The sequence below is a fragment of the Streptomyces sp. NPDC037288 genome (genome assembly GCF_055603265.1).
The window spans coordinates 21,705-47,830 of sequence record NZ_JBVJVY010000030.1 but is presented as its reverse complement, the minus strand read 5'-3'; the positions used below and the strand labels follow the sequence as shown (position 1 = coordinate 47,830).

21 protein-coding genes are annotated in these 26,126 nt (G+C 70.7%); 16 read left to right on the top strand and 5 right to left on the bottom strand.

Going from position 1 to position 26,126, the window contains the following annotated elements; genetic code table 11:
• Positions 1-157: 157 nt before the first annotated feature.
• The 5 genes from ACZ7GZ_RS28785 to ACZ7GZ_RS28765 all read left to right on the top strand — a co-directional run bounded on the left by ACZ7GZ_RS28785 (position 158) and on the right by ACZ7GZ_RS28765 (position 7,335).
• Entirely contained in the window at positions 158-451 is a 294-nt protein-coding gene (locus tag ACZ7GZ_RS28785) for a DUF503 domain-containing protein (protein ID WP_471028590.1), read from the top strand.
• Between the two features lie 79 nt (positions 452-530).
• Positions 531-983, top strand: a complete 453-nt coding sequence (gene rbfA / locus ACZ7GZ_RS28780; protein ID WP_471028589.1) for a 30S ribosome-binding factor RbfA — start codon at positions 531-533, stop codon at positions 981-983.
• Complete coding sequence (gene truB / locus ACZ7GZ_RS28775) at positions 980-1,885, top strand: tRNA pseudouridine(55) synthase TruB (RefSeq protein WP_471028587.1); 906 nt, start codon at positions 980-982, stop codon at positions 1,883-1,885. The genes rbfA and truB overlap by 4 nt, the downstream gene beginning before the upstream one ends.
• A 530-nt stretch (positions 1,886-2,415) precedes the next feature.
• Positions 2,416-6,249: a trypsin-like peptidase domain-containing protein gene (locus ACZ7GZ_RS28770; protein ID WP_471028584.1), complete on the top strand. Its 3,834-nt coding sequence runs from the start codon at positions 2,416-2,418 to the stop codon at positions 6,247-6,249.
• Between the two features lie 138 nt (positions 6,250-6,387).
• On the top strand, positions 6,388-7,335 hold the full coding sequence (locus tag ACZ7GZ_RS28765; protein WP_471028583.1) for a bifunctional riboflavin kinase/FAD synthetase: 948 nt from the start codon (positions 6,388-6,390) through the stop codon (positions 7,333-7,335).
• Between the two features lie 105 nt (positions 7,336-7,440).
• Here ACZ7GZ_RS28765 and ACZ7GZ_RS28760 read toward each other — a convergent pair whose 3' ends face one another.
• From ACZ7GZ_RS28760 to eccE, 3 genes are all read right to left on the bottom strand, one after another.
• Entirely contained in the window at positions 7,441-10,605 is a 3,165-nt protein-coding gene (locus tag ACZ7GZ_RS28760; RefSeq protein ID WP_471028582.1) for an SCO5717 family growth-regulating ATPase, read from the bottom strand.
• Between the two features lie 359 nt (positions 10,606-10,964).
• A complete protein-coding gene (locus ACZ7GZ_RS28755; protein ID WP_471028581.1) occupies positions 10,965-11,729 on the bottom strand; it encodes a hypothetical protein in 765 nt (254 codons plus the stop codon).
• The gene (gene eccE / locus ACZ7GZ_RS28750) at positions 11,729-13,090 is read right to left on the bottom strand and encodes a type VII secretion protein EccE (protein WP_471028579.1); all 1,362 of its coding nucleotides are present in this window, start codon (positions 13,088-13,090) and stop codon (positions 11,729-11,731) included. The genes ACZ7GZ_RS28755 and eccE overlap by 1 nt, the downstream gene beginning before the upstream one ends.
• A gap of 207 nt (positions 13,091-13,297) precedes the next feature.
• Here eccE and eccB point away from each other — a divergent pair, with 207 nt between their 5' ends.
• The gene (gene eccB / locus ACZ7GZ_RS28745) at positions 13,298-14,821 is read left to right on the top strand and encodes a type VII secretion protein EccB (RefSeq protein WP_471028577.1); all 1,524 of its coding nucleotides are present in this window, start codon (positions 13,298-13,300) and stop codon (positions 14,819-14,821) included.
• A gap of 25 nt (positions 14,822-14,846) precedes the next feature.
• Entirely contained in the window at positions 14,847-16,136 is a 1,290-nt protein-coding gene (gene mycP / locus ACZ7GZ_RS28740) for a type VII secretion-associated serine protease mycosin (RefSeq protein ID WP_471028574.1), read from the top strand.
• A gap of 343 nt (positions 16,137-16,479) precedes the next feature.
• Here mycP and ACZ7GZ_RS28735 read toward each other — a convergent pair whose 3' ends face one another.
• Positions 16,480-16,818 carry a DUF4333 domain-containing protein gene (locus ACZ7GZ_RS28735; RefSeq protein WP_471028572.1) on the bottom strand — a complete coding sequence of 113 codons (339 nt, stop codon included), beginning with the start codon at positions 16,816-16,818 and terminating at the stop codon, positions 16,480-16,482.
• A 429-nt stretch (positions 16,819-17,247) separates the two neighbouring features.
• Between ACZ7GZ_RS28735 and ACZ7GZ_RS28730 the strand changes: the two genes are divergently transcribed.
• From ACZ7GZ_RS28730 to ACZ7GZ_RS28720, 3 genes are read left to right on the top strand one after another with little or no spacing between them, the layout of a single operon-like run.
• On the top strand, positions 17,248-17,553 hold the full coding sequence (locus ACZ7GZ_RS28730) for a hypothetical protein (RefSeq protein ID WP_471028570.1): 306 nt from the start codon (positions 17,248-17,250) through the stop codon (positions 17,551-17,553).
• A 19-nt stretch (positions 17,554-17,572) separates the two neighbouring features.
• On the top strand, positions 17,573-18,865 hold the full coding sequence (locus ACZ7GZ_RS28725) for a putative T7SS-secreted protein (protein ID WP_471028568.1): 1,293 nt from the start codon (positions 17,573-17,575) through the stop codon (positions 18,863-18,865).
• Positions 18,866-18,900: 35 nt separating this feature from the next.
• On the top strand, positions 18,901-19,413 hold the full coding sequence (locus ACZ7GZ_RS28720; RefSeq protein ID WP_471028566.1) for a hypothetical protein: 513 nt from the start codon (positions 18,901-18,903) through the stop codon (positions 19,411-19,413).
• A 4-nt stretch (positions 19,414-19,417) separates the two neighbouring features.
• On the opposite strand, the gene ACZ7GZ_RS28715 is transcribed toward ACZ7GZ_RS28720, so the two are convergent.
• Positions 19,418-20,134, bottom strand: coding sequence for a hypothetical protein (locus tag ACZ7GZ_RS28715; protein WP_471028564.1), 717 nt, complete (start codon positions 20,132-20,134; stop codon positions 19,418-19,420).
• Between the two features lie 446 nt (positions 20,135-20,580).
• On the opposite strand from ACZ7GZ_RS28715, the gene ACZ7GZ_RS28710 reads away from it, so the two are divergent.
• The 6 genes from ACZ7GZ_RS28710 (at position 20,581) to ACZ7GZ_RS28685 (ending at position 26,117) form a co-directional block, all read left to right on the top strand.
• Positions 20,581-21,027 (top strand): hypothetical protein, encoded by a 447-nt coding sequence (locus ACZ7GZ_RS28710; protein ID WP_471028562.1) that lies wholly within the window; start codon positions 20,581-20,583, stop codon positions 21,025-21,027.
• A 2-nt stretch (positions 21,028-21,029) separates the two neighbouring features.
• Entirely contained in the window at positions 21,030-22,832 is a 1,803-nt protein-coding gene (locus ACZ7GZ_RS28705; RefSeq protein WP_471028677.1) for a WXG100 family type VII secretion target, read from the top strand.
• A 90-nt stretch (positions 22,833-22,922) separates the two neighbouring features.
• On the top strand, positions 22,923-24,152 hold the full coding sequence (locus ACZ7GZ_RS28700) for a S8 family serine peptidase (RefSeq protein ID WP_471028560.1): 1,230 nt from the start codon (positions 22,923-22,925) through the stop codon (positions 24,150-24,152).
• Positions 24,153-24,292: 140 nt separating this feature from the next.
• A complete protein-coding gene (locus ACZ7GZ_RS28695; protein ID WP_471028558.1) occupies positions 24,293-24,643 on the top strand; it encodes a WXG100 family type VII secretion target in 351 nt (116 codons plus the stop codon).
• Positions 24,644-24,721: 78 nt separating this feature from the next.
• Positions 24,722-25,021, top strand: coding sequence for a WXG100 family type VII secretion target (locus ACZ7GZ_RS28690; RefSeq protein WP_471028556.1), 300 nt, complete (start codon positions 24,722-24,724; stop codon positions 25,019-25,021).
• A gap of 169 nt (positions 25,022-25,190) precedes the next feature.
• A complete protein-coding gene (locus ACZ7GZ_RS28685) occupies positions 25,191-26,117 on the top strand; it encodes a serine/threonine-protein kinase (protein WP_471028555.1) in 927 nt (308 codons plus the stop codon).
• The last annotated feature ends 9 nt before the right edge of the window (positions 26,118-26,126 follow it).

Sequence of the window (26,126 nt, the reverse complement as noted above, 5' to 3'; positions counted from 1 at the left end):
GCGCGCCGTTCCCGGGGGCTCCGCCCACGGGCGGCGCCCCCACGGCACCGAAACCCTGTCGAGTCACCGGCAGGTACGCGGTACCGTTCTTGATGTCCCCGGCCACACCGACCCGGGGCCATCGATCCCGCGCCGGCGGGTGAACCGGCTACACAACATGTACGTGGGGACTCTGTCCTTCGACCTCCTCCTCGGCGACGTCCACTCGCTGAAGGAGAAGCGCTCCGTCGTCCGCCCGATCGTCGCCGAACTCCAGCGCAAGTACGCGGTGAGCGCGGCCGAGGTGGACCACATGGACCTCCACCGGCGAGCGGTCATCGGCCTCGCCATGGTCTCCGGCGACACGGCGCACCTCACCGACGTACTGGACCGGTGCGAACGGCTGGTCGCCGGCCGCCCCGAGGTGGAACTGCTGTCCGTCCGACGCCGCTTCCACGGCGAAGACGACTGAGAACGACCGCGGACAACCGGCGACGACCGGACGACCAGACCACAGAACGCAAGAAGAAGAAAGAACGGGAGACGGACCAGTGGCCGACAACGCGCGGGCGAAAAGGCTGGCGGACCTCATCCGGGAGGTGGTGGCCCAGAAACTGCAGCGCGGGATCAAGGACCCGCGGCTCGGCTCGCAGGTCACCATCACGGACACCCGGGTCACGGGTGACCTGCGGGAGGCGACCGTCTTCTACACGGTCTACGGCGACGACGAGGAGCGGGAGGCCGCGGCAGCGGGCCTGGAGAGCGCCAAGGGCATCCTGCGCTCGGAGGTCGGCCGCGCCGCGGGTGTGAAGTTCACGCCGACCCTGACCTTCGTCGCGGACGCCCTGCCGGACACCGCCCGGACCATCGAGGACCTCCTCGACAAGGCGCGGCAGTCCGACGCGAAGGTCCGCGAGGCCTCCGCGGGCGCCAGCTACGCGGCCGGCGCGGACCCGTACAGGAAGCCGGCGGACGACGAGACGGACGGCGACGCCGCGGAATGACCCAGAAGCACACCACGCCCGACGGCCTCGTCATCGTCGACAAGCCGTCGGGCTTCACTTCGCACGACGTGGTCGCCAAGATGCGCGGGATCGCCAGGACCCGACGCGTCGGCCACGCCGGCACCCTCGACCCGATGGCGACCGGAGTCCTGGTCCTCGGGGTCGAGCGTGCCACCAAGCTCCTCGGGCACCTCGCGCTGACCGAGAAGGAGTACCTGGGCACCATCCGCCTGGGCCAGAACACCCTCACCGACGACGCCGAGGGCGAGGTCACCTCGTCCACCGACGCCGCCAAGGTGACCCGGGACGCCATCGACGCCGGCATCGCCAAACTGACCGGCGACATCATGCAGGTCCCGTCCAAGGTCAGCGCCATCAAGATCGACGGCGTACGGTCGTACAAGCGGGCCCGCGAGGGCGAGGAATTCGAGATCCCGGCCCGCCCGGTGACGGTCTCCTCCTTCGCCGTGTACGACGTCCGGGACGCCGTCGCCGCGGACGGCACCCCCGTGCTCGACCTGGTCGTGTCCGTGGTCTGCTCCTCCGGCACCTACATCCGCGCCCTGGCCCGTGACCTGGGCGCCGACCTGGGCGTCGGCGGCCATCTCACCGCGTTGCGCCGGACGCGCGTCGGGCCGTACAAGATCGATACGGCGAAGACGCTGGACCAGCTCCAGCAGGAGCTGACCGTGATGCCGATCGCACAGGCCGCCGAGGCCGCGTTCCCGCGCTGGCAGGTGGACGCCCGGCGCGCCGGGCTGCTGCTGAACGGCGTCCGGCTGGACATGCCCGACGAGTACGCGGGCGCCGGGCCCGTCGCCGTCTTCGACGCCGAGGGCCGTTTTCTCGCGCTCGTCGAGCAGCAGAAGGGCAAGGCCAAGAGTCTGGCCGTCTTCGGCTGAGACACCCGCCACAGGCGTCGCCCGTGGAGCGGCGGCCGGCCACGGGGTGGGCCCCTGCCGCCGCTCCACGGTCCCCCCTCGGTTCCCCCACCTCTAGGGTTATCCAACGGCTCCCGCCTATTCACCCGTCCGGGCAGGCGCTCGGAGTGAACCGGGGGAGCGGAAGGGGGCGCTTTCGTTCCGCGATCTGTCCCGTCGATCATCGCGCGCCTACCTTCGGGAACAAGGCACGCGGGTAGGGCGGGAGGTACGGCATGGCGGAACGGGGCCCGCGCACCGGAAGCGGTCGCGGGACTGCGGCGGACGGCACGGGGGAACCGGCGTACGGCGCTCGACGGGAGTATGGGGGCGGCAGGCGCGACGAGGACGGCGGGGGTGGCAACGACACCGGGTACACCACCGGCACGGCTGCCGGCTGCTGCACCAGCAACCCTGCCGGCACCGGAGACACCGGAAACGTTCCTCGCACCGGGGGCACCACAGACGCTTCCGGCACCTGCTACACCACCGGTACCAGCTGCATCGGCAGCGTGGATGCCATCACTGGCACGGCTGGCATCGGTGGCCCTCGACACCCCTCCAACCCCACAACCACCGCCGCTCACGGAGTCCCCCAGGGCACCGGTGACGGCGACGGCCCGGGCCCCGGTGCCGACCCCGCCCTCGTCCAGATCCACGACCTCGCCGGACGTCCCCGGGGCGTCGGTTTTCTCGCCGATCACCAGGGGACCCTGCTCACCAGCCACGAGACCGTCGACGGCCTGCCCCGGCTCGTGCTGCGTGCCGCGGACGACCGCACCTGCGTGGTGGCCGCGGACGCCGTCACCCCACTGCCGGCCCTCGACCTGGCCCTGATCCGCACCGAGGGCCTGGGCCTGGACCCGTTGCCGCTGACCGTGCGGGAGCACATCGACGCCGGAACCTATGTACGGCTCCCGGCGGGCTGCTGGCGGGAGGCGCGGGTGCTGGCCGCCACCGAGGTGACGTACACCGCCACCGACCGCTTCCACCTCGTCCAGGAGGCGCTGGAGCTGGCCATCGGCACCGCCGGCCAGGACGCGCTGCGGCTGGGCGGCGGGGCGGCCGGGGGACCGGTGCTCGACGCGCGGACCGGCGCGGTGCTCGGCGTCCTCGGCACCGCCCTGCACTCCGCACAGCGGGACACGGGCTTCGCGGTGCCGCTACGGCCCGCCGACGGCCCCCTCGCGGAGCTGCTCGCCCGCAACGCGGCCACCGTGCCCGCCTACGGCGCCGACCTCAACCTGGCCGGCATCCTGCAGCTGACCGCCACCTCGGCCGGCCAGGAAAGCCCGCAGGGCTTCCTCGCAGGTGCCGTCGAACCGGTCGAACGAGCCGACGTCGTACGCGAGTTGATGGCTTTCACGGACGGTGACCGCACGGTGCTCGGACTCGTCGGCGCCCCGGGCAGCGGCCGTACGACGGAACTCGCCGCCCTGGTCGCCCGGCGGGCCCACGGTGAACGGGCAGCCCCGACGCTGTGGCTGCGCGGCGCCGACCTGGAGGACGCCGACGACTCCCTGGCCGACGCGGCCCGGCGCACCCTGGAACGGGCCGCACGGATCGTCGCCGCCGCCCGCGCCGTCCACCCTGCCGACCTGGGCGATCTCGGCCCCGAACACCTGGCCCGTCTCGCCGCACGGGCCGGCCGCCCGCTCCTGCTCCTTCTCGACGGCCCCGAGGAGATGCCCCCCGTCCTCGCTCACCGGCTGCCCGAGTGGACCAGAGGAACGGCCGCCTGGCTGCGCGAGACCGGGGCACGGCTGGTGGTGGCCTGCCGGGAGGAGTACTGGGAGCGCGCGGGGGCGGAATTCCCCACCGACCTGCTGTACGCCCCGCCGTCCCCCGCCACCGCCTGGGCCGCTCCGGAGCCTGCCACGGCTCCCGCGAGTCCGGTCTCTGCGCCGGCATCCACGACCGTTGTTCCGGCCGGTTCCGCGGCTCCCGCGGGCCCCACCCCTCCTGCGGACTTCACCGCCCCCGCGGCTTGGGCCGGCACCGCAGGTCTCGCCGCCCCCGCGGCTCCCGCTCCCGCCACCATGCGGCCCGGTCCCACAGCCACCGCCATGCCGAGCTCCGTCTCCACGCCCGCCCCCGCCCCCGCCCCCGGCGCCACCACCGTGCAGGCCGTGCCCCCCACCACCTCCGGGCCCAGCACGCCGGCGACCACACCCACCGAGCCGGCCCCTCCCCTCCCACCGCGCCTGCACCTCCCCGACCTCACGGAGGACGAGGCGCGTCTCGCCCGGACCCGCTACTGGATCCCGGACGGCGTGCTCGCCGATCGTGATGCCCGGCATCCGCTGACCCTCCGGCTGCTGGCGGAGATCCGCGCCGCCGTGCCGGACCTGCCGGTCGCCGCGCCGGTCGACCGGCACGAGGTGTTCGCGGCCCACCTGGACCTGATGTGCCTGCGTATCGCCGTCCGGCTCGCCGCGGGGAGCGGCCTGCGCGGTACGGCCGTACGCCGGCTCGCCGCACGCGTCGCCGGACAGGTGCACGAGGCCGCCCGGCGCAGCCTCGGACCCGGCCACGGCGAGCTGGACCGGGAGTCCTTCGAAGCGGTGTTCCCCTGGGGCCCCGCCCCGGCCGGGCTCGGCGGCGGTACCGGCTGGGCGTCCGCCGTCCTGACCGAGGGCCTCCTCGTCCCGGCCGGCCGCGGCTACCGCTTCGCTCACGAGGAGCTGGCCGACTGGATCCAGGGCCTGCACCTCGACCTCGACGAGGCCCTGCGCGCCCTGGTCCACCGTCCCCGCGCCGACCGCGAAGCCGCTCCCGTACCGGTGCCCCACCACCGGATCGGCTCGGTCGTCCAAGCCCTGCTGCTCCTCGCCCGGCAGTACGGGGAACACCAACTCGCCGTCCGGCTGAGGGACTTGACGGAAGCCCTGGATCGCGACCCCGGGTCCTGGTGGGCCGCCCGGCTGCTCGCCCGCACCCTGCTCCAGGTTCCGGACGCGACGCCGTACACGGAGGTGCTGCGGCTGCTCGCCGACCGCATCGTGGGCTGGCGCCGCGCCCGGCGGGCCGTACCGGCCGAGTTCGGTCCCGCCTTCTGGGCCGAGCTGCCGCTCCCCGACACCGAGCGGCTCGATCTGCTGCGCCGGCTCGTGCTGGCCGACCAGGCGCCCCCGGAGGGCGGGGAGCGTTACCTGGACACCGTCGCCCGGCTGCTCGCCGCCGCCCCCGCCGTCGTACAGCCGCGGCTGACGCGCTGGTTCGACGACGAACGGCCGCTGCCCGCGACCCCGAACGCCACCGTCGCGACCGCCGCACAGGCGCTGCTGCACACCCACCGGCACGGCGCGCTGGACGACCTCACCGAGACCCTGGTGGCGAGCGCGCACCGGCGCGCCGACGAACTGCTCACCACCCTCGCCGAGGACGAGCCGTCGGCCGTCTGCCGGGCCGTGGACCGCTGGGCGCACGACGAGCGCCCCGCCCGCCGGGTCGCGGCCGTGACCTTCGGGCTGCGCGCGGCCCCGCACGTCCGCTCGGCGGCCGACCGCGAGCTGCTGCGCTACGCCGCCCTCGCCCTGCTCGCCCGCCCCGCCGACTGCACCCTGCACGGCGGCGCCCTCGCCCTGCTGGTGGGTGACCCGCACACCCGCGACCGTCATCTCGCCGCGGCCCTGCGGCACTTCGCCGACGGCGACCCGCAGTTCCCGCCGGGCGCCCTGGCATCCGCACTGACCACCCACCCCGAACCGGTCCTGGAGGCCTTCCGCGCCCGGCTGCGCGGCCCGTACGCACGAGAGGCGCTGGGCGTCCTGACCGACGTCACGACCCCGGCCCTCGCCCACCGCGTCGCGGCCCTGGTCCGGGAGGCGGTACGGCTGCACCCGGAGACCGCCGGACACGTCGCCGCCCATGTCGACCGCCGCCTCGCCCAGGGCCCCACCACCCGCCCGGTCCTGCTGCCGCTGGTCACCGGCCTGCTCGACGACGCCCCCGAACAGCTGCGCGCCGCCCTCGCGACCGTCCTGGCCGCCCCCGGCACCACCGCCTCCCGTCCCCTGCGCCGCGAGCTGCTGGAGTTCCTGCTCGCCCGGGAACACGAGCCCTGTGTCCTGGACGCCGTCCTGCACGCGGCGGCCGAGCACGGCTACGACCGGGAGGAGGAGGCCCGCGGGCTCGTCCACCGCACCGGCCTGCTCCTCGTCCGCACCCCCGAGGGGGCCACCCACTTCGACCGCGCCCTGGTCGACCTGGGCCGGCACGTGCCCGGCTTCGCCGCCCGGATGGCCCGCTGGCTGGCCGCCACCCCGGACGACTGGGCCGCCGTGGTGGGCCCCAGCACCCGCCGCATGCTCGAGAACCTGGCGGGCCTACGCGTACCCGCGTGAGCCGCCCCGGTCGGACGGTGAACGTGCGCCCGGTCACAGCCCCGATGCCGATGCGGGCCCGGGGCACCCGGCATGGCACCCTTAGACCTGCACAAGAGGTCAAGACAGACACGGACACGGGTTCGAGGAGCGGTCACAGTGCAGCGCTGGCGTGGCTTGGAGGACATCCCCCAGGACTGGGGGCGCAGCGTCGTCACCATCGGTTCCTACGACGGCGTCCACCGCGGCCACCAGCTGATCATCAAGCACGCCGTCGACCGCGCCCGCGAGCTGGGCGTCCCGGCCGTCGTGGTCACCTTCGACCCGCACCCCAGCGAGGTCGTCCGCCCCGGCAGCCACCCGCCGTTGCTCGCCCCGCACCACCGCCGCGCCGAGCTGATGGCGGACCTGGGCGTGGACGCGGTCCTCATCCTCCCCTTCACCACCGAGTTCTCGAAGCTCTCGCCCGCCGAGTTCGTCGTGAAGGTCCTGGTGGACAAGCTGCACGCGAAAGCGGTCGTGGAGGGCCCGAACTTCCGCTTCGGGCACAAGGCCGCCGGCAACGTCGAGTTCCTCGCCGAGCAGGGCAAGACCTACGACTTCGAGGTCGAGGTCGTCGACCTGTACGTCACCGGCTCGGCGGGCGGCGGCGAGCCCTTCTCCTCCACCCTGACCCGCCGCCTGGTCGCCGAGGGCGACGTCGAGGGCGCCCGCGAGATCCTTGGCCGCCCGCACCGCGTGGAGGGCGTGGTCGTGCGCGGCGCCCAGCGCGGCCGTGAACTGGGCTTCCCGACGGCCAACGTCGAGACGCTCCCGCACACCGCCATCCCGGCCGACGGCGTGTACGCCGGCTATCTGCACGTCCAGGGCGAGGCCATGCCGGCCGCGATCTCCGTGGGCACGAACCCGCAGTTCGACGGCACCGAGCGCACGGTGGAGGCGTACGCCATCGACCGCGTCGGCCTCGACCTGTACGGGCTGCACGTCGCCGTCGACTTCGTCGCCTACGTGCGCGGCCAGGCGAAGTTCGACTCGCTGGAGGCCCTGCTGGAGCAGATGGCCGAGGATGTGAAGCGGTGCCGGGAGATCGTCGCCGCGGAGGCGTAGGTCCTACGCGGCGGGTTTCCCGGCTTTTCCACGGCGAAGGGCGGCCGGTGCGAGGAACGCACCGGCCGCCCTTTCTCCTGCCTCTTGCTTCCTGCCGTGCTACTGCTACTGCTGCTGGGGCGGGGCCTGCGGCGGCTGCTGTCCCTGCTGCGGGTAGCCGTACGGCTGGCCGGGCTGCTGCGGCGGGTACGGCTGCTGCTGGCCCGGCGCGGCCTGGGGGTGGGGCTGTTGGCCCGGCGCCGCCTGGGGGTAGGGCTGCTGGTCCGGCGCCGCCTGGGGGTAGGGCTGTTGGCCCGGCGCCGCCTGCGGGTACGGCTGCTGGTTCGGCGTGGCCTGCGGGTACGGCTGGCCCTGCGGCGGATAGGGCTGCTGGCCCTGCGGATAAGGCTGGCCGGGCATGGGCTGGCCGGGCATCGGCTGGCCGGGTATGGCCTGCCCTGGCATCGGCTGCCCTGGCATCGGCTGGCCCGGCATGGGCGGGGCGGCCACCGGCGGCGGGTTGCCGTCGTTGGTCCACAGCCCGTGCGACTGCTGGTGCCGTACGAAGTCCTCGGCGATCAGCGCGGCCAGGTTGAAGTACGCCTCGCGCGTCCGTGGCCGCATCATGTCGAGGTCGACCTCGGCACCGGCGGCCAGATGCTCGTCGAAGGGGACGACCACGACCCCGCGGGTCCGCGTCTCGAAGTGCGACACGATGTCCTCGACCTTGATCATCTTGCCGGTCTCGCGGACCCCGGAGATCACGGTCAGGGACCGCGAGACCAGGTCGGCGTACCCGTGTGCGGACAGCCAGTCCAGCGTCGTACTGGCGCTGCTCGCACCGTCCACGGACGGCGTGGAGATGATGATCAGCTGGTCGGCGAGGTCGAGCACCCCGCGCATGGCGCTGTACAGCAGACCGGTACCCGAGTCGGTCAGGATGACCGGGTACTGCCGGCCGAGCACGTCGATCGCGCGCCGGTAGTCCTCGTCGTTGAACGTCGTCGAGACGGCCGGGTCCACGTCGTTGGCGATGATCTCCAGTCCGGAGGGTGCCTGCGAGGTGAACCGGCGGATGTCCATGTACGAGTTCAGGTACGGGATCGCCTGGACGAGGTCACGGATGGTGGCGCCCGTCTCCCGGCGCACACGCCGCCCGAGCGTTCCGGCGTCCGGGTTGGCGTCGATGGCGAGGATCTTGTCCTGCCGCTCGGTGGCGAGGGTGGAGCCGAGCGCGGTGGTGGTGGTCGTCTTGCCGACGCCGCCCTTGAGGCTGATGACCGCGATGCGGTAGCAGGAGAGCACCGGCGTGCGGATCAGCTCCAGCTTGCGCTGCCGCTCGGCCTCCTCCTTCTTGCCACCGATCTTGAACCGGCCGCCCGCCGCAGCGGGCCGCCCGCTCTTCGCCTTCTGCCTCTTGTTGTTGAGCAGCCGGTCCGAGGACAGCTCCACGGCGGCGGTGTAACCGAGCGGCGCCGCCCCCGGGTTGGTCGGCTGCCGCTGGTCGTGCTGAACGGGCTGCGGCCAGGCGGCACCGGACCGCGGATCGACCGGCGCCTGCAGCACCTGGGGGTTCTGCGCGGCTTCCGGCCCCTGCGGCACCTGGGGGTTCTGCGGGGGCTGGGGGAATCCGTAACCACCCGGCTGGGGCTGGGGCTGGGGCTGGGCGGTGGGAGTCCCGGGCTGGGGGAAGCCGTAACCGCTCGGCGCGGTAGGCGCGTTGGGATCCGCCTGCGGCGCCGGTGGCTGCGGGAATCCGTAAGCGCCGGGCTGAGCCTGTGCGTTGGGGGTGCCGGGCTGCGGGAAGCCGTAGCCGCTCGGCGCGGGGGGACCCGCCGGGATCGGCTGCGCTCCCGGCCCCGCCGTCGGCTGACCCGGCTGCGGTTGTGCCGCAGGTGCGCCGGCCTGGTTGCCTGGGCCCGGCTGACCCGGCTGACCCGGCTGACCCGGCTGACCCGGCTGACCCGGCTGACCCGGCTGACCCGGCTGGGCGGCCTGGTTCCAGGTGGCGGGGGCGGGCTGCGGGGCCTGCGGCTGGAACGGCTGCTGCTGTCCGGGCACACCACCGGGCCCCTGTGCGGCCGCCGGCTGCGGCTGCCCCGGCATCGGACCGGGCTGCTGCGGCGCGGGCTGCTGCACGGGCCACTGGGCCGCCGGAGCGGGCGCCGCGGGCTGGTAGGAGGGCGGCAGCGGGGGCACCCCGTTCTGCGGCGCGGGCGGGGGCGTCCAGGCGGGCGGGGCGTCCTGCGGCGCGGGCGGTACGGCGGCCAGGGGCGCGCCGGGCTGCGGGGTGCCGTGGGGCTGGGCGCCGCTCTCCTGCGTGCCCGGCTGAGACCTGACGTCCTGGGCGTCGGCGTCCGCCGCCACGGCGTCCTGGACGACGGAGTCCGTCGGTTCCGAGGTGCCGGGCTGGGCGTCGGCGGACTTGGCCTCATCAGACGTGGTGTCATCGGCCTTGGTGCCGTCGGCGGAACCCGCCCGGGCACCGGCCGCGTCCCCGGCCTCGGCACCGGTGTCGCCCTCGGCCTGAACCTTGCTCTCGGCCTCGCCGTCGCCCTGCTCCTCCTCCCGGTCGGCGTCGGAGGACTCAAGGTGCTGAGAGCCCCCGAGGCCCTCGGAGGCGGCGGCACCGTCGCCGGGGTGGTCCGCCCCGGCGGCGGACTCCTCGCCCGCCGGCTCCTCGGAGCCCCGCGACGCTGTCGCGGCATCCGGCGCGGACTCCTCGGACGCAGTGACCTCGGCACCGGCGGACGGCGTGGCCGTCCCGTCGGCCGCAGGCGTACCCGCGACCTCGGCGGAGCCTTCGTCGCCGGACCCGGCCTCCTGCGCGGCTGCCGCCGCCCGCTCGGCGATCTCGGCCATCTCGCGCTTCAGGGCCACGGCGGAGAACCGCATGGTGGCCCCGCTCTCCAGGTCCCCGTTGTCCGTCTCCGGCTCGACCGCCCCGGTCGGCGCCCCGGCCTCCGGCTGCGCCTGCTCGGCGGCCTCCGGCTGCACCTGCTGGACGGGCTGCGCCTGCTGCAGTTCGAACCCGTCCGGCGCCTTCTGCATCGGCACCGGATTCCCGACGGGCGCCACGGGCGCGGCGTAGGGCGTGGCGTGCGGCGGCGGAGGTGGCACCGGGGCTGGCGAAGGCGCACCGGACGGACCCGACGCGTTCTGCGTGTACCAGGCGGGCGGGGCGTAGTCGATGGTGAACTCGCCCGTCATCTCGATGGCGGACTCCGCGTCGGTCTGGTCGTCGTCGGGTGTGTCCCAGCCCCCGCGGATCCCGTCCCGATCGCTGTTCACAGTTCCTCCTGGTGGTCGAACACCCTCATGCCGTGCTTGGGGGCGACCGTTCCTGTCGTACGATTCGCCGGGCTTCCCCCTGGGGTCACTGGACCCCTGCGTCGCAGAGCGCTTACCACCCGCTAGCGGGGACTCGCGACGTGCCCGACCCCAGCCTAATCACCAAAACGACGCGGCTGGCAGGCCCGTCCTCCCCTTCATGTCCGTCCGACGCGTCACACCGGGCCCGAGGCCGCCGCAGCGCAACGGCGCGTACACCAAAACGTGACGAAGACGCATCGTAATCCGTCCTCGAAACCGGGCGAATTCAGGCGGCAAACCGCCAGCACGCCTGAAAGGGGGCCGCGTTGGGCGCCTCCTCAGTCCATCCGGCGTGCCACGCCCAGCAGTCCTGTCTCGGCGTCGGTCGCCCGGGTCACGACGTACTGACGGTCCCGCTCCGTGCACCAGAGCGTCACACCGTCCGGAAGCGTGGGCAGCGTCTCGAGCTCGGGACGCGGGAGCCCCATCACCCGCCCGATCTCCGCCGCCTCGTCCGGCGACACCCGCTGCACGCCCACCAGGCGCGCCTGACGCATCAACCGCGGCGCGACCGGGCTCAGATAGGGCAGCAACGTCAGCACGGACTGCCAGGGAGCCGACACCACGCGTCCGCGCGGCGGCCGCATGCCGCAGTCCCGCACCACCAGCACCGGTGTACCGGCCGAGGCGCCCTGCGGGGGCACGCGGCCGACGTCGTAGACCGCGAGGCCGTTCTGCCCGCCGCCCATGGCGTGCACCATGGGCATCCAGGCCTGTGCGCGTCCCGTCTCGACGGCCACCCGTGCCCCTGTCGCCGCCGCCCGCAGCGCTATGACCTGCGCGGTCCACAGCCCGCCGATGAGCACGATGTCGTAGGGGGTGGGACGGTTCACCCCCAGCACGGCGGGCTGTCCCTCGGCGTTGTCTCCGACCACCACGCCGTCGTCGCCGATGGGCAGGGACAGGGCGTCGGCCTGCTCCACGGGCAGTGTGTGCCGCGGGTGGCGGGGGCCCAGGAGGCCGAAGCCGGTGCGCAACCGCTCGCCGAGGCCGGGCGCCGACGTGGTGGTGCGCGACGGCGCGGACGATGTCGACAGGGCCATCAGCGGGCACCTCCAAGCGGCAGGGTGGCCAGAACGCCGGGGAGTTGTTCACGGTCCAGACGCGCGAGCACGGTCCGCGCCTCTCGCGCCGCACGCTCGAGATCACGGCGTGCGTCGGTCAGTTCCTGGTTGCTGCGGCCGGTGATCCGCACGTGGCCGGTGATGGCCACGTCCTGCTGCGCACCCTTGGCCAGCGTCAGGCTGAAGGTCGTCGCCAGCGCGGGGACCTCGGTCAGCTGCGCCACCAACTGCGCCAGCGAGCCGTCGGCCCCGCCCAGTTGGGGCCAGCGGCGCACCCAGTAGGTGGTGTGCCGGCGGTTGTCGCAGCGCCAGCTGCGGCTGGCCTCCTCGGTGCGACGCTGCGGCGCCTCGCCCCGCCCGGCCTGGGCCGTCACCATGGGGTTGGCACAGGCGGACGTGGCGATGGCCGCCGTCAGCTCCTCCTCGGTGAGCACGCTCGCCCGGAAGCCGGCGCCGGTCAGCCGGCTCGCCAGATGCTCGGCCGCGCGCGTCAGGCACTTCTGCGCGCCCGGCAGTCCGCCACCGCGCGCGGCCACCGCCTCCGGGCACAGCTCGGGATCGAGCTTCAGAGCGATCCACGTGATGCGTACGGCGGGGGAGCCGGTCTGGGCCTGCAGCGGCGCGTAGTTGCTGACCACGACCGACTGCTGGGGCAGGTGCAGCGCGGGCGCGGGCTGGGTGTGCACCACGATCTGCGCCGACTCCAGCCGGATCCCGTCGACTTCGAGGACGTCCCGGATCAGGGCCACCGGAAGAGGTCTGCGGCTGCGCTCCGCACGCAGTGCGTCGGCGTCCGACTCCACCTGGAGCACCGCGGTCAGGAAACCACCGTCGCCGACCATGCCGATCGGCCGCTGGTCGCGGTCGTCACCGCGGCTGTAACTGTACGTGCGCAGGGTCGGGTCGCACTCCACGGCGGGCGCGAGGCCGGAGTCGGTTCCCGGGGGCACCGGGGTGCTCGCGGCCCGCCGCTTACGGGCCCGCAGCGCCAGCAGCGTGCTGAGCCATTCCGGCAGGGAGCGCCCCCGGCGTCGTACGACGGCGAGCACCACGAACAGCACGGCGACGGGGGCAACGGCGATCAGCGCGACCGTCCCCACGAGCCACCCGCACACCAGGAGCGCCGCCACGATCTCCAGCAGCACGAGCCGCTGCAGGGCGAACGAACCGCCACGACCCGAGCGGGACTCCGGATGCGGCGAGAAGGCGCCCTGATAGGGCGTGGCTGCTTGCTGGGCGGCGGGCCGGGAGGAAGAATCGCCGCGGCCAGCCGACCGGCGCACGCGATGAGGTCGTGATCCCGATTGCGATCGCGACCGGGTCCGCGTTGCGGAAGCCATCACTCCAAAACCCCCGAACTCACCCGGAAACCCTTTGAGCTCCGGTCCCTTCAAGCCCTGAGCACCCTACCCGTGCCACCAGCACGTCCACGCAACAGGCATAGTAGGGGGCGGGTCTGACAGTCGAGTCACCAGAGGCAACCGAGGGCGGGGGACGGATCTTCACAGGTCCCCCACGGCTCCGCAACGGGGAGAGAGCGGACACAGATGGCATCACGGCGGGACGAACTCAACGCCTACACCTTCGCGAAGCGCCGCACGCTCGCATCATTCCTTCAGCCTTCGCCCTCCGGCTCGGAGGAAGGCGCTCCCAAACCGCTGAGCGCACTGGTGCCCGGCCTCGTCGTCGGCGCCGTGGTCCTCGCGGTGTTCGGCGCGATCGGCATGTTCAGTCCGACGGCACCCAAGGGCTGGGACGACCCGGAAAAGCACGTCATCGTCGCGAGCGAGTCGACCACCCGCTACGTCGTGCTGAAGACGGGCAACCAGAAGCAGCTGCACCCGGTCCTCAACATGGCCTCGGCCAAGCTGCTCCTGAGCCCCGACAACGACAGCGTCATCACCGTCGACGAGAAGGTCCTCGACAGCGGAAAGCCCCCGCACGGCGTCACCATCGGCATCCCGTACGCCCCCGACCGCCTGCCCTCCCCGGACGAGGCCTCGGCAGCCAAGCGCTGGGCGGTCTGCGAACGCCCCGGCGACGGCGGCCGGGCCATCCAGAAGGCGGCGTTCGTCCTCGCGAAGAAGGAATGGTCCACCACGGACGGGCCCGACAGGCTCACCCGTGGAGATCTGATGTACGTCGTCGCCCCGGACGGCAAGACGCAGTACGTCGTCGACGCGCGGGGCACCGCGTACCAGATCGCCGATCCCGCTGACAAGGAACTGCTCAAGGCCCTCGACACGCAGGGCCGTCCCCCGCAGCGCGTCTCCCAGGAGTGGCTCGACACCCTGCACAAGGGCGACCCGGTCTCGATCCCGAGGATCCAGGGCACACCCGGTGCGAAGGCCGGCGCAGGGATCGTTCCGGGGCAGTACGACAAGGTCGGCGAGGTCATCAAGGCGTACGACGGCCAGACCCTGCAGTACTACGTCGTACTGCAGGGGAAGGTGGCCCGCATCTCGGAGTTCACGGCCACGCTCCTGCTCAACAGCCCTCAGCTCCTCGGGGTCGGCCAGGCAGGCGAGGCGCAGCAGGTCAGCCCCGGCGCGGTCTCCGACAGCACGACGTTCCGCATGAGCAAGAACTGGCCGACGTACAAGCCGAACACGGTGAACGACGGCTCCAGCGCCACCAGCGGCCGCAACACGGTCTGCAACGTCCTGCGCTCGGTCGGCGCCAAGGGCGGCACCACCCTGTCGACCTGGGTGGGCAAGGACTTCCCCGCCCAGCTGCCCACCGGCTCCTCCAGCGGGTACGTCACCCCCGGCTCCGGCCAGCTCTACCGTCAGTTCCAGGGCACGGAGACCACGGTCGGCGGCGTCTTCCTGGTCACCGACACCGGCCTGCGCTACGCCCTCCAGTCCAACAGCGACAACGACTCCAAGAACGAGGGCGTCGGCACCTCCGCCAAGAAGCGCAAGGAGGAGCTGCAGGAGGCGAAGATCGCCCAGACCCATCTCGGCTACGCGCAGGTGACGCCCACCCCCATCCCCATGCAGTGGTCGACGTTCCTGCCGACGGGGCCGCGTCTGTCGGAGGCGGCGGCCCGGCAGCCGCAGGGCTCGTAGCGACGGGGCGGAGGAGAACGGAATCATGCTGAAGGCGAAGGCAAGGACGCCGGGGACTGGGACATCGGCCACCGCGGCACGAGCGGCGGCCCTGGCCGCCGCGGTGGCCCTCACCGCGACGACGACGGTGATCGCCCTCCCCGCCTCCCCGGCCCTGGCGGACGACGGCCAGTGCACCTTCCCGGCCAAGCCGTACACGGGCCGGCCGTGGGCGCTGCAGCGCGTCAACCTCGACGAGCTCTGGGCGCAGTCGACGGGCAAGAACGTCCAGGTCGCCGTGATCGACACCGGAGTCGACGTCAAGAACCGGCAGCTCACCAAGGCCGTGGACGCGTCCAAGGGCGAGAATCTGCTGCCCGTGAAGAACGCCAAGGGCGAGAAGATCGACCGCGGCAACAAGTCGGGCACCACGGACACGGTCGGCCACGGCACGCGCGTGGCCGGCATCATCGCGGCCCGCCCGATGAAGGGAACGGGCTTCGTCGGCCTGGCCCCGGACGCGACGATCATCCCGATCAAGCAGAACGACGCCGAAGGCGACGGCACGGCGGACACGCTGGCCCAGGCCATCCACGACGCCGTTCGCGCCGGCGCGGACGTCATCAACATCTCCCAGGACACGGCCAAGGCGCTCGACCCGAAGGACTCGAAGCTGGAGGACGCCGTCGACTCCGCTCTGAAGCAGAAGGTCGTGGTGGTGGCCTCGGCAGGCAACGACGGCCTGGGCGGCAACGTCAAGCTGACCTACCCGGCGTCGTACAAGGGCGTCCTGGCCGTGGCCGCGTCCGACCGCAACAACGAACGGGCGCCCTTTTCGCAGTCGCAGGACACGGTGGGCGTCGCGGCCCCCGGCGTCGACATGATCTCCACGGTCCCGGGCGGCGGCCACTGCTCGGACAACGGGACGAGCTTCTCGGCCCCCTATGTGGCGGGCGTGGCGGCCCTGTTGAAGTCCAAGTACCCCAACTGGTCGGCCCAGGAGGTCGTAGCCCAGATCGAACAGACCGCGGAACGCTCGATCCCCGGGCATGACCAGCTGGTCGGCTGGGGCGTGGTGGACCCCGTGAAGGCACTGACGGACATCGACCCGGAGCACCCCGTCCAGTCCCCGAAACCCGAGGGCGGCGTGTCCAGGGCCGAGGCCCCGTCGGTCACGCCCCTGCACTTCGGCGAGACGGCGGAGGAACGGAACTCCCGTATGGCGACGTACGTGGTCGTCGGCCTCCTGGTCCTGGTGGCGGGCCTGAGCGGTACGGCGGTGGCGGTTCGGGACGCGCGGCGCAGGCACGGGCGGCAGGCAGAGGCCGGCCGATGAACGCCCTGGGCGAGCTGAACGCGCCGGGCCCGGCCGGGTCCGCCGTGCTGCTGGTCACGGCCATGGCCCTGACCAGGGCCTGCGTCGAGGCGGACCGGGTGCGGTCCTGACGCCTCGAGCGTCAACGCGCCGGCGCTGAGACCGCCCGGCGCGGCCTTCGCCGCCGCACGCGTCGGCTTCGTCCCGGCGTGACCGTCACCCGGCCGACACGGACACGGACGACGACGCGCACCTCACCGTCACGGCGGCCGGCACCGATGCGGCATCCCGCACACCCACGTCGGGCGCAGCCGCGCCGGGAGGGACGACGCCCGATGCCGCGACGGGCGTGCGCGCGGCCTCGTCAGTTCGCGGCCGGAGAGGCCTTGTCGTCGGCCTTGATGTCGAAGTTGATCCGGCCGTCCTTGACGGAGGTGACGGTGACGGTCACGCCCAGAGTGCTGCCGTCGTCCGCGGTCAGCTTGCAGCGGGTGCTGGTGCCGACCTTCCCCGTGAGGTCCTCGGGGCAGGTGATGTGCGGCTTCGGCCGGCCGGTCTGCGCGGCGAGCCGCTCGGAAACCGTGGTGGCCAGCTTGTCGGCGGACACCTTCGGCTCGGACTTGCCCACGCTCACCGAGCCGGAGCAGCCGACGAGCAGCGTGCCGGCGGCCACGGCCGAGAGAACCGAAACGGCTGTGGTCATCCGGGATTTGAGCATGGCGACACTCCACATTGGCTGGCGATGAAAGGAAGACCCGGAGAGCATACTTGGCGAGGGTCCTGGCCATGCTCAAGGCGCATCCGGGCATTTGCAGCCGTCAGGCGCCGCCCCACTTTTTCTTCACTTTCCCCGCAAGCACTCCTCGGTGCATAAAAGACCTGCGTATCCGGTGAACAAGGTGCGCCGTCTCACTCGCGAGGGTGAATTCAGAGCCGGTGGAGTGACGTAACAACCGTGAGTTTTGCGGAAGTTGACGACGCTGTGGCCCCGGTGGCCCTGCTGGCACCCAGTGGCAGGAGTCGAGCGGAGGCGATGAGCTCGGCATTCGCATGATGATGTTGGTGCTAGCGTTTGGGACGCCGGCAACCGACCCATGTGCAGGCGGAGTTGAAAGAAAGGGGACGGGGACTCGTGTCGACTGATCTCGGAGTGGGGCCGGGAGTCCTCAAGAAAGGCGCTTCGGACATTCTTGAATGCCTCACGCCGGTCCAGAAGGTGGACCTGAAGGACCCAGCCGAGCAGGGTTCTTCACTAGGGGATGATGCGGCCGCTGCCGCACTGGTCACGTTCTGCGCCACATGGCAGCTGGGGGCACAGTTTCTGGCGGATTCCGCCGCGACCCTGGTGGGCGGGCTGAACAAGGCCAACAGCGACTACGCGGAGACGGACGAGGCGATCCGCGACGCGGCGAACTCGGTCAAGACGGATTTGAGTTAGGGACGGGGAACCCGCATCCATGGCAGTCGAGTTGGGGTCGACGAGCGACCCCAAGGACCTCATCCCCGGAGACCCCGGAAAGCTGACCGGTCTCGCCACCACCCTCACCGGCTGGTCCACGAAGTTCGAGAAGATCGGCGACGGTCTGCGCGACCTGAAGATCCCTGGCTGGACCGGTCAGGCCAGTGACGTCTTCTGGCCCACCCTGGCCAAGGAGAAGACCAACTGGTACCTGGCGGCCGACGCCATGTCGGGCGCGGCCCAGCAGATCACCTCGTACTCCTCGACCCTGGACTGGGCCCAGAAGCAGGCCCACACGGCGATCGAGCAGTGGAAGTCCGGGGACCATGACGCGGCGGAGACGACGCTGAAGGCCGCGCAGAAGCAGCTGAAGCCCGAGGCCGAGAAACTGACGAAGAAGCTGGACGGCCTTGCGGGGGGTGCGGGGCACAGCCCGGGCTGGCTTACCAAGGCCAGGCAGCAGGTGGATGACTGGAAGTGGATCGAGGACCACGGGGTCGGTAAGACCAGTCAGAACCGCAGGAAGTGGGAGAGCGAGCACTGGCTGCCGAAGGGTGACGGGTTCTGGCACACCGACAAGGTCTGGGGCAAGGACGAGGACGGCAACTGGTACGTCCGGGACAAGCCCGCGGACTCCGGAGAGGAAGAAGAGGCCACGCCCGGCAAGAAGACGAACATGACCGTCAAGCTCGCAGAATGGTCGGGCGGCGCCAGCGCCTGGTCGGCGGGTGCCGACGGAGAGAAGTCCTTCCTGGGCGACGGTAAAATGAAGGGTTCGGTCGGCGTCTCCGCGCTCGGCGTGGACGGAAGCGCTGGCGCGAGCATTACCAACGGGCAGCTGCAGGCCGGCCTTTCCGGGAGTGCGTATCTGGCGCAGGCATCCGCGAAGGGCAGCGCGGAGTATGGCATGGCCGCCGTCCAGGGCGAGGGGAAGGCCTACGCGGGCGCGGAGGCCGGAGCGACCGTCGGCGTCGGCAAGGACGGACTGCACGCCGGCGCGGAGGCGTTCGCGGGAGCCAAGGCCACCGGGTCGGTCTCCGCTGACGTCGGCGGTGTCGGTGCCGGTGCCACCGGCGAGGCTTGGGCGGGCGTCGGCGCTTCCGCCAATGCGGACTTGGGCATGAAGGACGGCAAGTTCACCATCGGCGGCGAACTCGGAGTCGGTCTGGGCGTCGGCGGAAAGGTCTCGTTCGACGTCACCGTCGATCCCCACAAGATGGTCGACTCGGTCGGTGACGCGGCCGACTGGGTGGGCGACACCTGGGACGACACGGTCGGCAGTTGGCTCTAGGCTCGACTGAAGCTCATCAGAAAGCGGATTTCACCATGACGACCACGCTGCCGGTCAAGATCTCGTTCTCGCTGCCGGACGGCTGGCAGGCGGCGCCGCCGGACGAGGTGGGAGCCCCCGGCGTCGCCTTCGTCGCACTCCATCCCGCCTCCATTGACGGGTTCACAGCGAACATCACGATCGCCGGGCGGATGCGGAACGACAGCGCCACGATGTGGCAGATCGCCGAAGAGTCGGTGCAGCGGCTGGAGCAAGCCGGGACCGTGGAGGTCGTCAAGAAGGCCGAGGTGGGAACTCCGGACATCCCCGGCCTGACAGATTCTCCTGGCGTGGTCCAGAACCTGCGTCTCCACACCACCCTGCGGGGGGAGCCGCTGGAACTGATGCAGAGTCAGTTCTATCTCGGTATGGAGGATGTCAAAAACCCGGCGGAACGCGCGGTGCTCGAATTCGTCCTCACCGCGAAGCCGACCCAGATCAACGAGGTGCTGGGGGACTTCAAGGCCTTTCTGCGCACAGTACGTCCCACCGAGGAAGACTCTGGTTGATTGCTCAGGCAGTAGTCCAAACCTGAGCGGGAATCCGATCCAAGACGTCGCACAGGTAGTTAAGCCTCTCCTCGATCGCCTGCGGAGAGAGGGTGCCCCTGTACCAAGTGAAGAGTTCGTTGTCACGCAACTGTAGTGGGGACTTTTTGGCCTGCTTGTGCGTGAGCAGATAGGGCACCAGTGCGGGGCGCAGGGCGTCGCGGACGAAGTCCTCGTCCTCCGTGATGATCCGGAAGTTCTCGTCGAATTCCGGCACACCGAGCTGCATCTTCGGCCGCCGGTCGAACAGTGTGTCCAGTACGCGCGGGAGAAGTACTTGCGTGAACGGCGCCGAGCCGGGCGCCGTGACGATGAAGACAGCCTCGATGGTCGGCTGCTTGCGTTCATTCACATCCGCGCCCGACGTGACGTTCATGTACCGGTACTCGAAGCACTTGAAGGAACGGCCGCGGAACTCGCCCGTGGTGTAGTGCCACGCGCGCAGATTGCTCCCGCGGCCCGGAAAGGGGCGCACGCCGCAGTACTGGTCGATCCGTCCCTGCACGCGTGTCTCATGCGTCCATCCACGTTCCGGAGCGAGTCGGGCGAGCTGCGAATAATCCTCCTTGATTCGTGCATCCTTCTTGCGCCCGCGCGCAGACACTGTGAACACGAGGGTGAACATGCCCACGATGAAGGCGAACAGCAACACCAACACCAGAATCCCAGCCCATTGCTCCATGTCCCAGATTATGGCGGATGTGGGTGGCTCGGTGAACGGACCCTTCCGCTTGCGGGGCCGCGCGACCCCGATGGCCTCTGTACCGCGTCAACGCATCGTCGTACACCGGGATCCAGATGCCGGTGTGGAAGTTCGATGAAGATCGCAAACGGTAAGATGTGGGCCGCACCGACCGTGGCCACGATGGGGCGGTGCTCCCTGGCGCGGCGAGCCGGGAGTCGGCGGAGTCCCTCGCTCCAGCGCGGCAAAACGGGCAAAGCCCGGCATTGGGTCCGGCATCGTAACTGAGTTAACACACAGCCTGGTTGGACCCGTTGTGCAGGGTGACTACAGTGGTAAACGCGTTGCGAGGCGCGGCTCGCTTTGCGATCGTACGGCGAGCGGTTGGTCGGTCTCGGTTCGATCGAGGCCGATGGATGTACGGGGAAAACGGGGAGGAGCGCGTCGTGCTTCCGGACGACATGGTGGGGGGCGTGTCGGCAACCAGGGCGGCGAACCTGGAAGCCAGCAGTGAGGCGCTGGATGTGTTCGTGACACGGGTGGACAGCGTCCTGAAGGCGCTTGAGGGGTCCGCCGGCAATCCGACGAGGGTCGAGGCCCAGAAGATCAGGCCGACGTCGCTGACCTTGGGTACGGCGGACGTCTTCCCTGAGGCGCACGAACTGTACCGCCAGTACACGCGGGTCCACGGCGAGCTGACGGAACTGTCCAGGAACCTGCATCTGCAGATCGAGGCGATGGGTATCGCGGTGCAGGGTGCGCGTGTCGGCTTCGACAACCTGGAAGAGGAACAGCGCCACCGGTTCTGGGCGATCCAGAGTCAGATCGGGAAGGGCCAGGCTGCGGCAGACGACAAGGACCACACCGGAACCGGCAACAAGCTGAAGGCGTGACGATGACCGACAAGCACGACGCCGATCTGCAGCGAGTCGGCGATTGGAACAAAGTCACTGACTGGGTCCGCGGTTACGAGAGTAGCCCGCACCCCGGCGGGATGTTCTTCGGGCTGTTCAATGCCGCGATCATGACCACGCCGATCGGGCGGGGTGTGGCCATTCGGACGGATTTCGGCAAGCGTGATCTCTCGCTCAACAAGATGATCGACCTGGTCGAGCAAACCGACCCTGAGGATCTCGAATCCTCCGGCAAGGCGTTGTGGGACGCACGCGACGCCATCAAGGCGGCAGCCGACGAGCTCGACGGTCATATCCAAAAGGTTCACTGGGTCGGTGAGTCGGGTGACTCGTTCCGCGAATGGGGCGGCAAGCTCGTCACGCACACGCACTATTTGAGCGAATTCGCCGGAGCTGCGGGCGATCTGATCACCGCAGCCGCCGAGGGGCTGGCGTCTGTCCGCAACGCTATGCGGCTTCCCCGCGACACGAGAGCGGTTCCGACGCGGCCCGACAAGTTCACGGCGGCCGAAAAGGCGGCGGACAAAGAGGGCTACGCCCTTGCCGTAAAGGTGGAGAAACACCGCCAAGAGGCGATCAACCAGATGAACCGGTTGGCGTCGTATTACGCAGTGTCGGAAGAGGCGCTGTCGGCCCTGCCTGAGAAGGGCAGGGAGCCGCAGTTCACATCCACGCTCAACGTGGGAGTTCCCAAGCCCTCGCGGTGGTCCAGCGATGGTGGCCCGGCGCCCGCCACGGGCTCGGGCTTCGCCACGCACGGGGGCGGCGGATCATCGGTAGCCGGCGCCGGCCATCAGCCGACGGTGCCGAGCAGTGACGTCCCCAGGCACGTCACAAGCGACAGCCCGACGCCCACCCAGCACATCCCCGACAGGATTCCGCACCCCGACCAGCCCGTCGGCACGCACATCGACACCACTGGCACACTGCCTCCGCCCACCACCACTCCTGGGACCAGCCACACTCCGCCGGTCACGGGCACGCCCCCCACGAGTGGCAGCCAGCCCAACGTGTTCGACGGCGGTGGATTCAGGCTCCCCATGCCCAATGCCACATCGGGCCGGGGGTTGAGCGGCGCCGGCCGTTTCCGTACGCCGCCGTCCGCCCAGGGACGCACGGGCACGTCCGGGCTTACCAATCCGGGCTCGGGACGTGCCACGGGGCGAGGACCCATGGACCAGGTGGGCCGTGCAACGTCGACCGGTCAGTCCGCTGTCAAGGGCACCGGGTCCGGGCCGAGGTCGTCCTCGCCGATGGGCCGAGGAGTCACGGGGGGCACACCCCGGCCCGGGGGCACGGCAGCACCACGTTCGAGCAGTGGGCCGACCACTGGCGCCGGTCGGTCCAACGGAGTTGTCGGGGGACGGCCGACCGCCGCGAATCCGTCGTCGAAGAATGGGTCGCGGATGCCCCGTGGCACAGTCATCGGTGGGGAGGAAGGGTCCGACTCCCGGCCCGCGACTGGTCGGCTCGGCCAGCGCGGTGTCTTCGGAACGCCTGAGTCCACGGCGCGGCCCGGTTCGAGTGCGGAGGGCTCCCGTGCTGGTTCGGGGTCGTCCGAGAACGTCACCGGCCGGCCGACCGCGCGTAACTCCGCGGCAGGCGCTGAGCGCAATGGCATGACCCGGGGCGGCACTGGTCTCACGCGCGGCGCCGGCCACAACGGAAAGCCCGGCGACGCGCGGAAGACGGAGGGATCGCCGCGGCCTGACTACCTGGTCGAGGACGAAGAGACACATCTGTCCGAAAAGCCCCGGCGTGATGTGCCGCCGGTGGTCAACTGAGCGCGAGCGAGGACACGAAAGACGATGAAGTCAGGGATCAGCCGACGAGCCGAGCAGGCCAGGGTTCACGGAACGCGCCGCGGTAGACGAGTGCGTGCTGTGGCTGCGGTCGTCGGCGCCCTGGCCGCCACGACTGTGAGCCTGGCTCCGAGTGCCGCCGCGGACGACGTGCAGTCGAAGCAGTGGTACCTCGGTCCGATGCAGGCCGAAAAGATGTGGAAGGTCAGCACTGGAAAAGGCGTGAAAGTCGCCGTCATCGACACCGGGGTGAATGCAGACACCTCGTCTCTCAAGGGACAGGTCCTGACGGACGAAGTTCCGAAGTCGGTTGCGTACCGGGCCACCGACGATTACGTCGGTCATGGCACGACCATGGCCGAGCTGATCGCAGGTACGGGAGCAGGTGGCGGCCTGAAGGGCCTGGCGCCTGACGCGAAGATCATCCCGATCCGCGTCAAGTTCGACGGTATGAAGCGCAGCACGGCTGAGAAAAAGAAGACGCCCGATTCCACCGCGGCGATCAGGGCGGCAGCCGACACTGACGCGAAGATCATCAGCATGTCGTTCGGTTCCCCTGGGCCCGATTCCGACGAGCAGACTGCTATCGATTACGCGGCATCGAAGGGAAAGCTGCTGATCGCTGCAGTTGGTAACGACGGCCGCACATCAGGTGACACGATTGGTTACCCTGCTGCCGACGATTACGTAATCGGCGTAGCAGCAGCGGACAAATCTCTTACCATAGCGAAGTTCTCGTCGCACGGCGGCTTCGTGGACCTTTCGGCCCCTGGGCAGGGATTCCCTGGCTGGTGTGATGCGACCTTCCGCTCGTACTGCGACAACGTGAACGGCACGAGCTCGGCAACGGCGATCACATCGGGAGCCGCTGCTTTGATCTGGTCTGTCCACCCCGACTGGACGGTGAATCAGGTAACCCGCGCCCTGATCGACACTGCCGGTCGGACGTGGCCCAAGAACAACCCGAGCATTTACGCCGGCTACGGGCTCATTCGTCCACGTCTGGTTCTCGAGAACCCGAATTACAACGCTGGACCGGCGCACGTCGACCCACTCGCGAAGGAAAACGGCGGCAACTTGCTGGCCAAGTCGGACTCTTCCAGCACGGCTTCCTCCTCCTCCGCTTCTGCATCAGCCTCGTCACAGGCCCAGGACAAGGGTTCCACCGGGGCGACCTCGGCGGCAGGATCAAGCACGGAACCGTCGAACGACAGCAACTCCACGCTCTGGATCGCACTCGGCGCAGTCGTCGTGGTCGGCGGTGGCGCCCTGGCCGTCGCGCGGGCCCGACGCACCAGGTGAGTTCCTCGAATCAACAGCCGTAGCAGCCCGGTGCCGTTCGGACAGGGCAGGCACTGCGTGTTCACCGTTGGACGCGACAAGCAACAGCGGTGAGCCGAACCCGTCAGATCAACAATGACACACGAAAGGCAGGGCCAAACATGGCCGGCGGAACGCAGAAGCTTCAAGACGATGCAGTAATCCGGCTGCAGAAGCAGATGCTCGAGAAGTACGAGAACATCCAGAAGCGCGCGCACACGCTCCAGGGCGTCATCGACAGCCTCGAGGGCCAGTGGCAGGGTATCGGCCGCGCCGCATTCGACAAGAAGCAGATCGAGATCAACGAGTCGCTGCGGGCCATCGGCGGCATCCTCGCAGATGTCATCGACTCCATGACCAAGACGCGCAACATCAAGGACAGCAAGGAAGACGAGGTCCGCGCGGCGGTCAACAAGATCGACGTCCACGACGGTGCTTCCTCGACCCCGCCGTCCGCTCTGAGCTCCTACTGAGCCGAGCAGCACTCAGAACGTCTGCCGGGCAACCGGCGCATTCATCAGCTAGACACCAGCGAGACGAGGTAAAGAGGCATGGCCAACAACGCTGAGGGGCTGTCAGTCACTTATGACGGGCTCGACACCGCGGCGACCAGCATCGGTAACCAGGCGAGCCAGCTCGAGACGGACCTGCACGACCTGCGCGGTCTGGTGGTGAACAGCCTGCAGTACTGGGAGGGCGAGGCCCAGGGCAGCTTCCACGAGAAGCTGCAGCGCTGGGACAAGGAAGCCGCCCACATCCACCAGGCCCTGCAGGGTATCGGTCACGTCGTCGCCCAGTCCGGCGGTACGTACATGGAAGGCGACAAGAAGGCGGCGTCCTACTTCCACTAGGACACGGCTCGCAGAAGCAACTCCAGGGTGGGCGCGCGCGGGAGGCGCCCACCCTGCTGTTGTGCCGAGCCATTGATTCGAGCCAGAGGAACAAGCGAGAGTGAGTACGCGCGCGTCAGGCAGCGGCACCGGTACCCGAGGTGGCCGACAGATCGGTCCCTACACAGTCGTGACCCGACTGGACACCGGTATCCCGGCGCACACGCCCGTCCCCGAGCAGCGCTTCATCGCCCGCAGTGCCGACGGCGGCCGCACCGTACTGCTCAGCCGTCCGCTGCCGGAGGTCGACCCGCAGCGGTTCATGGCCGAAGCCGACACCTCCCGCTACCTTCTGGGGCCCTGGGTCCTCCCCGCCGTCGAGCTCGCCGCCCCCGGCGAGAAGCCGTGGCATGCACGTCCCTATCTGCCCGCTCTCCCGCTGCCCATCGCCCTCGCCGTGCACGGCGGCCCGCTGCCCGAGCGGACCGTCCGGGCGCTCGGCGTCGCGCTTGCCGAGAACCTCGCCATCATGCACGGGCAGAACCTGACCCACGCCGGGCTCTGCCCGTCCGCCGTGCTGATCGCCGCGGACGGTCCCCGGCTCACCTGCTTCGGAGCGGTACGGGCCGCAGCGCCGGAGGGCGCCGCACGGCGCGGGGTGCCCGGGCTCGATCCGGGCAGCCTGCCACCGGAACAGGCCGCGGGTGGAAAGCCGCGCCCGCTGGGTGACGTATACGCCCTCGGCGCGACGCTGGCCTATGCCGCCACGGGATACGCGATGCCGGAACGGGAGGAACTGCCGCCCGCGCTGCGCTCGGTCATCACCAGGTGCCTCTCCCGCGACCCGGCTCATCGACTGCAACTCTCGGAAGTCATAGATCAGTTGGCGGGCAGCTCCCCACCGGAGGGCCCCGCGGGATTCACTCCGCCCTCACGCGCGGAGGCGTTGCCGGGCCCCGGTTGGCTGCCCGCCCGGCTCATCGCGGCCATCGTCCACCAGTCGGCGTCCGTCCTGGCCGCGGAGGTGCGGTTGCCGACGCCGGCACAGGCACCGGCGCAAGCGTCCTGGCCGCCCGGCGCAGCGCCGTCGCCCCCAGCGTCCCACCGCAGTCACTGACGACAAGAA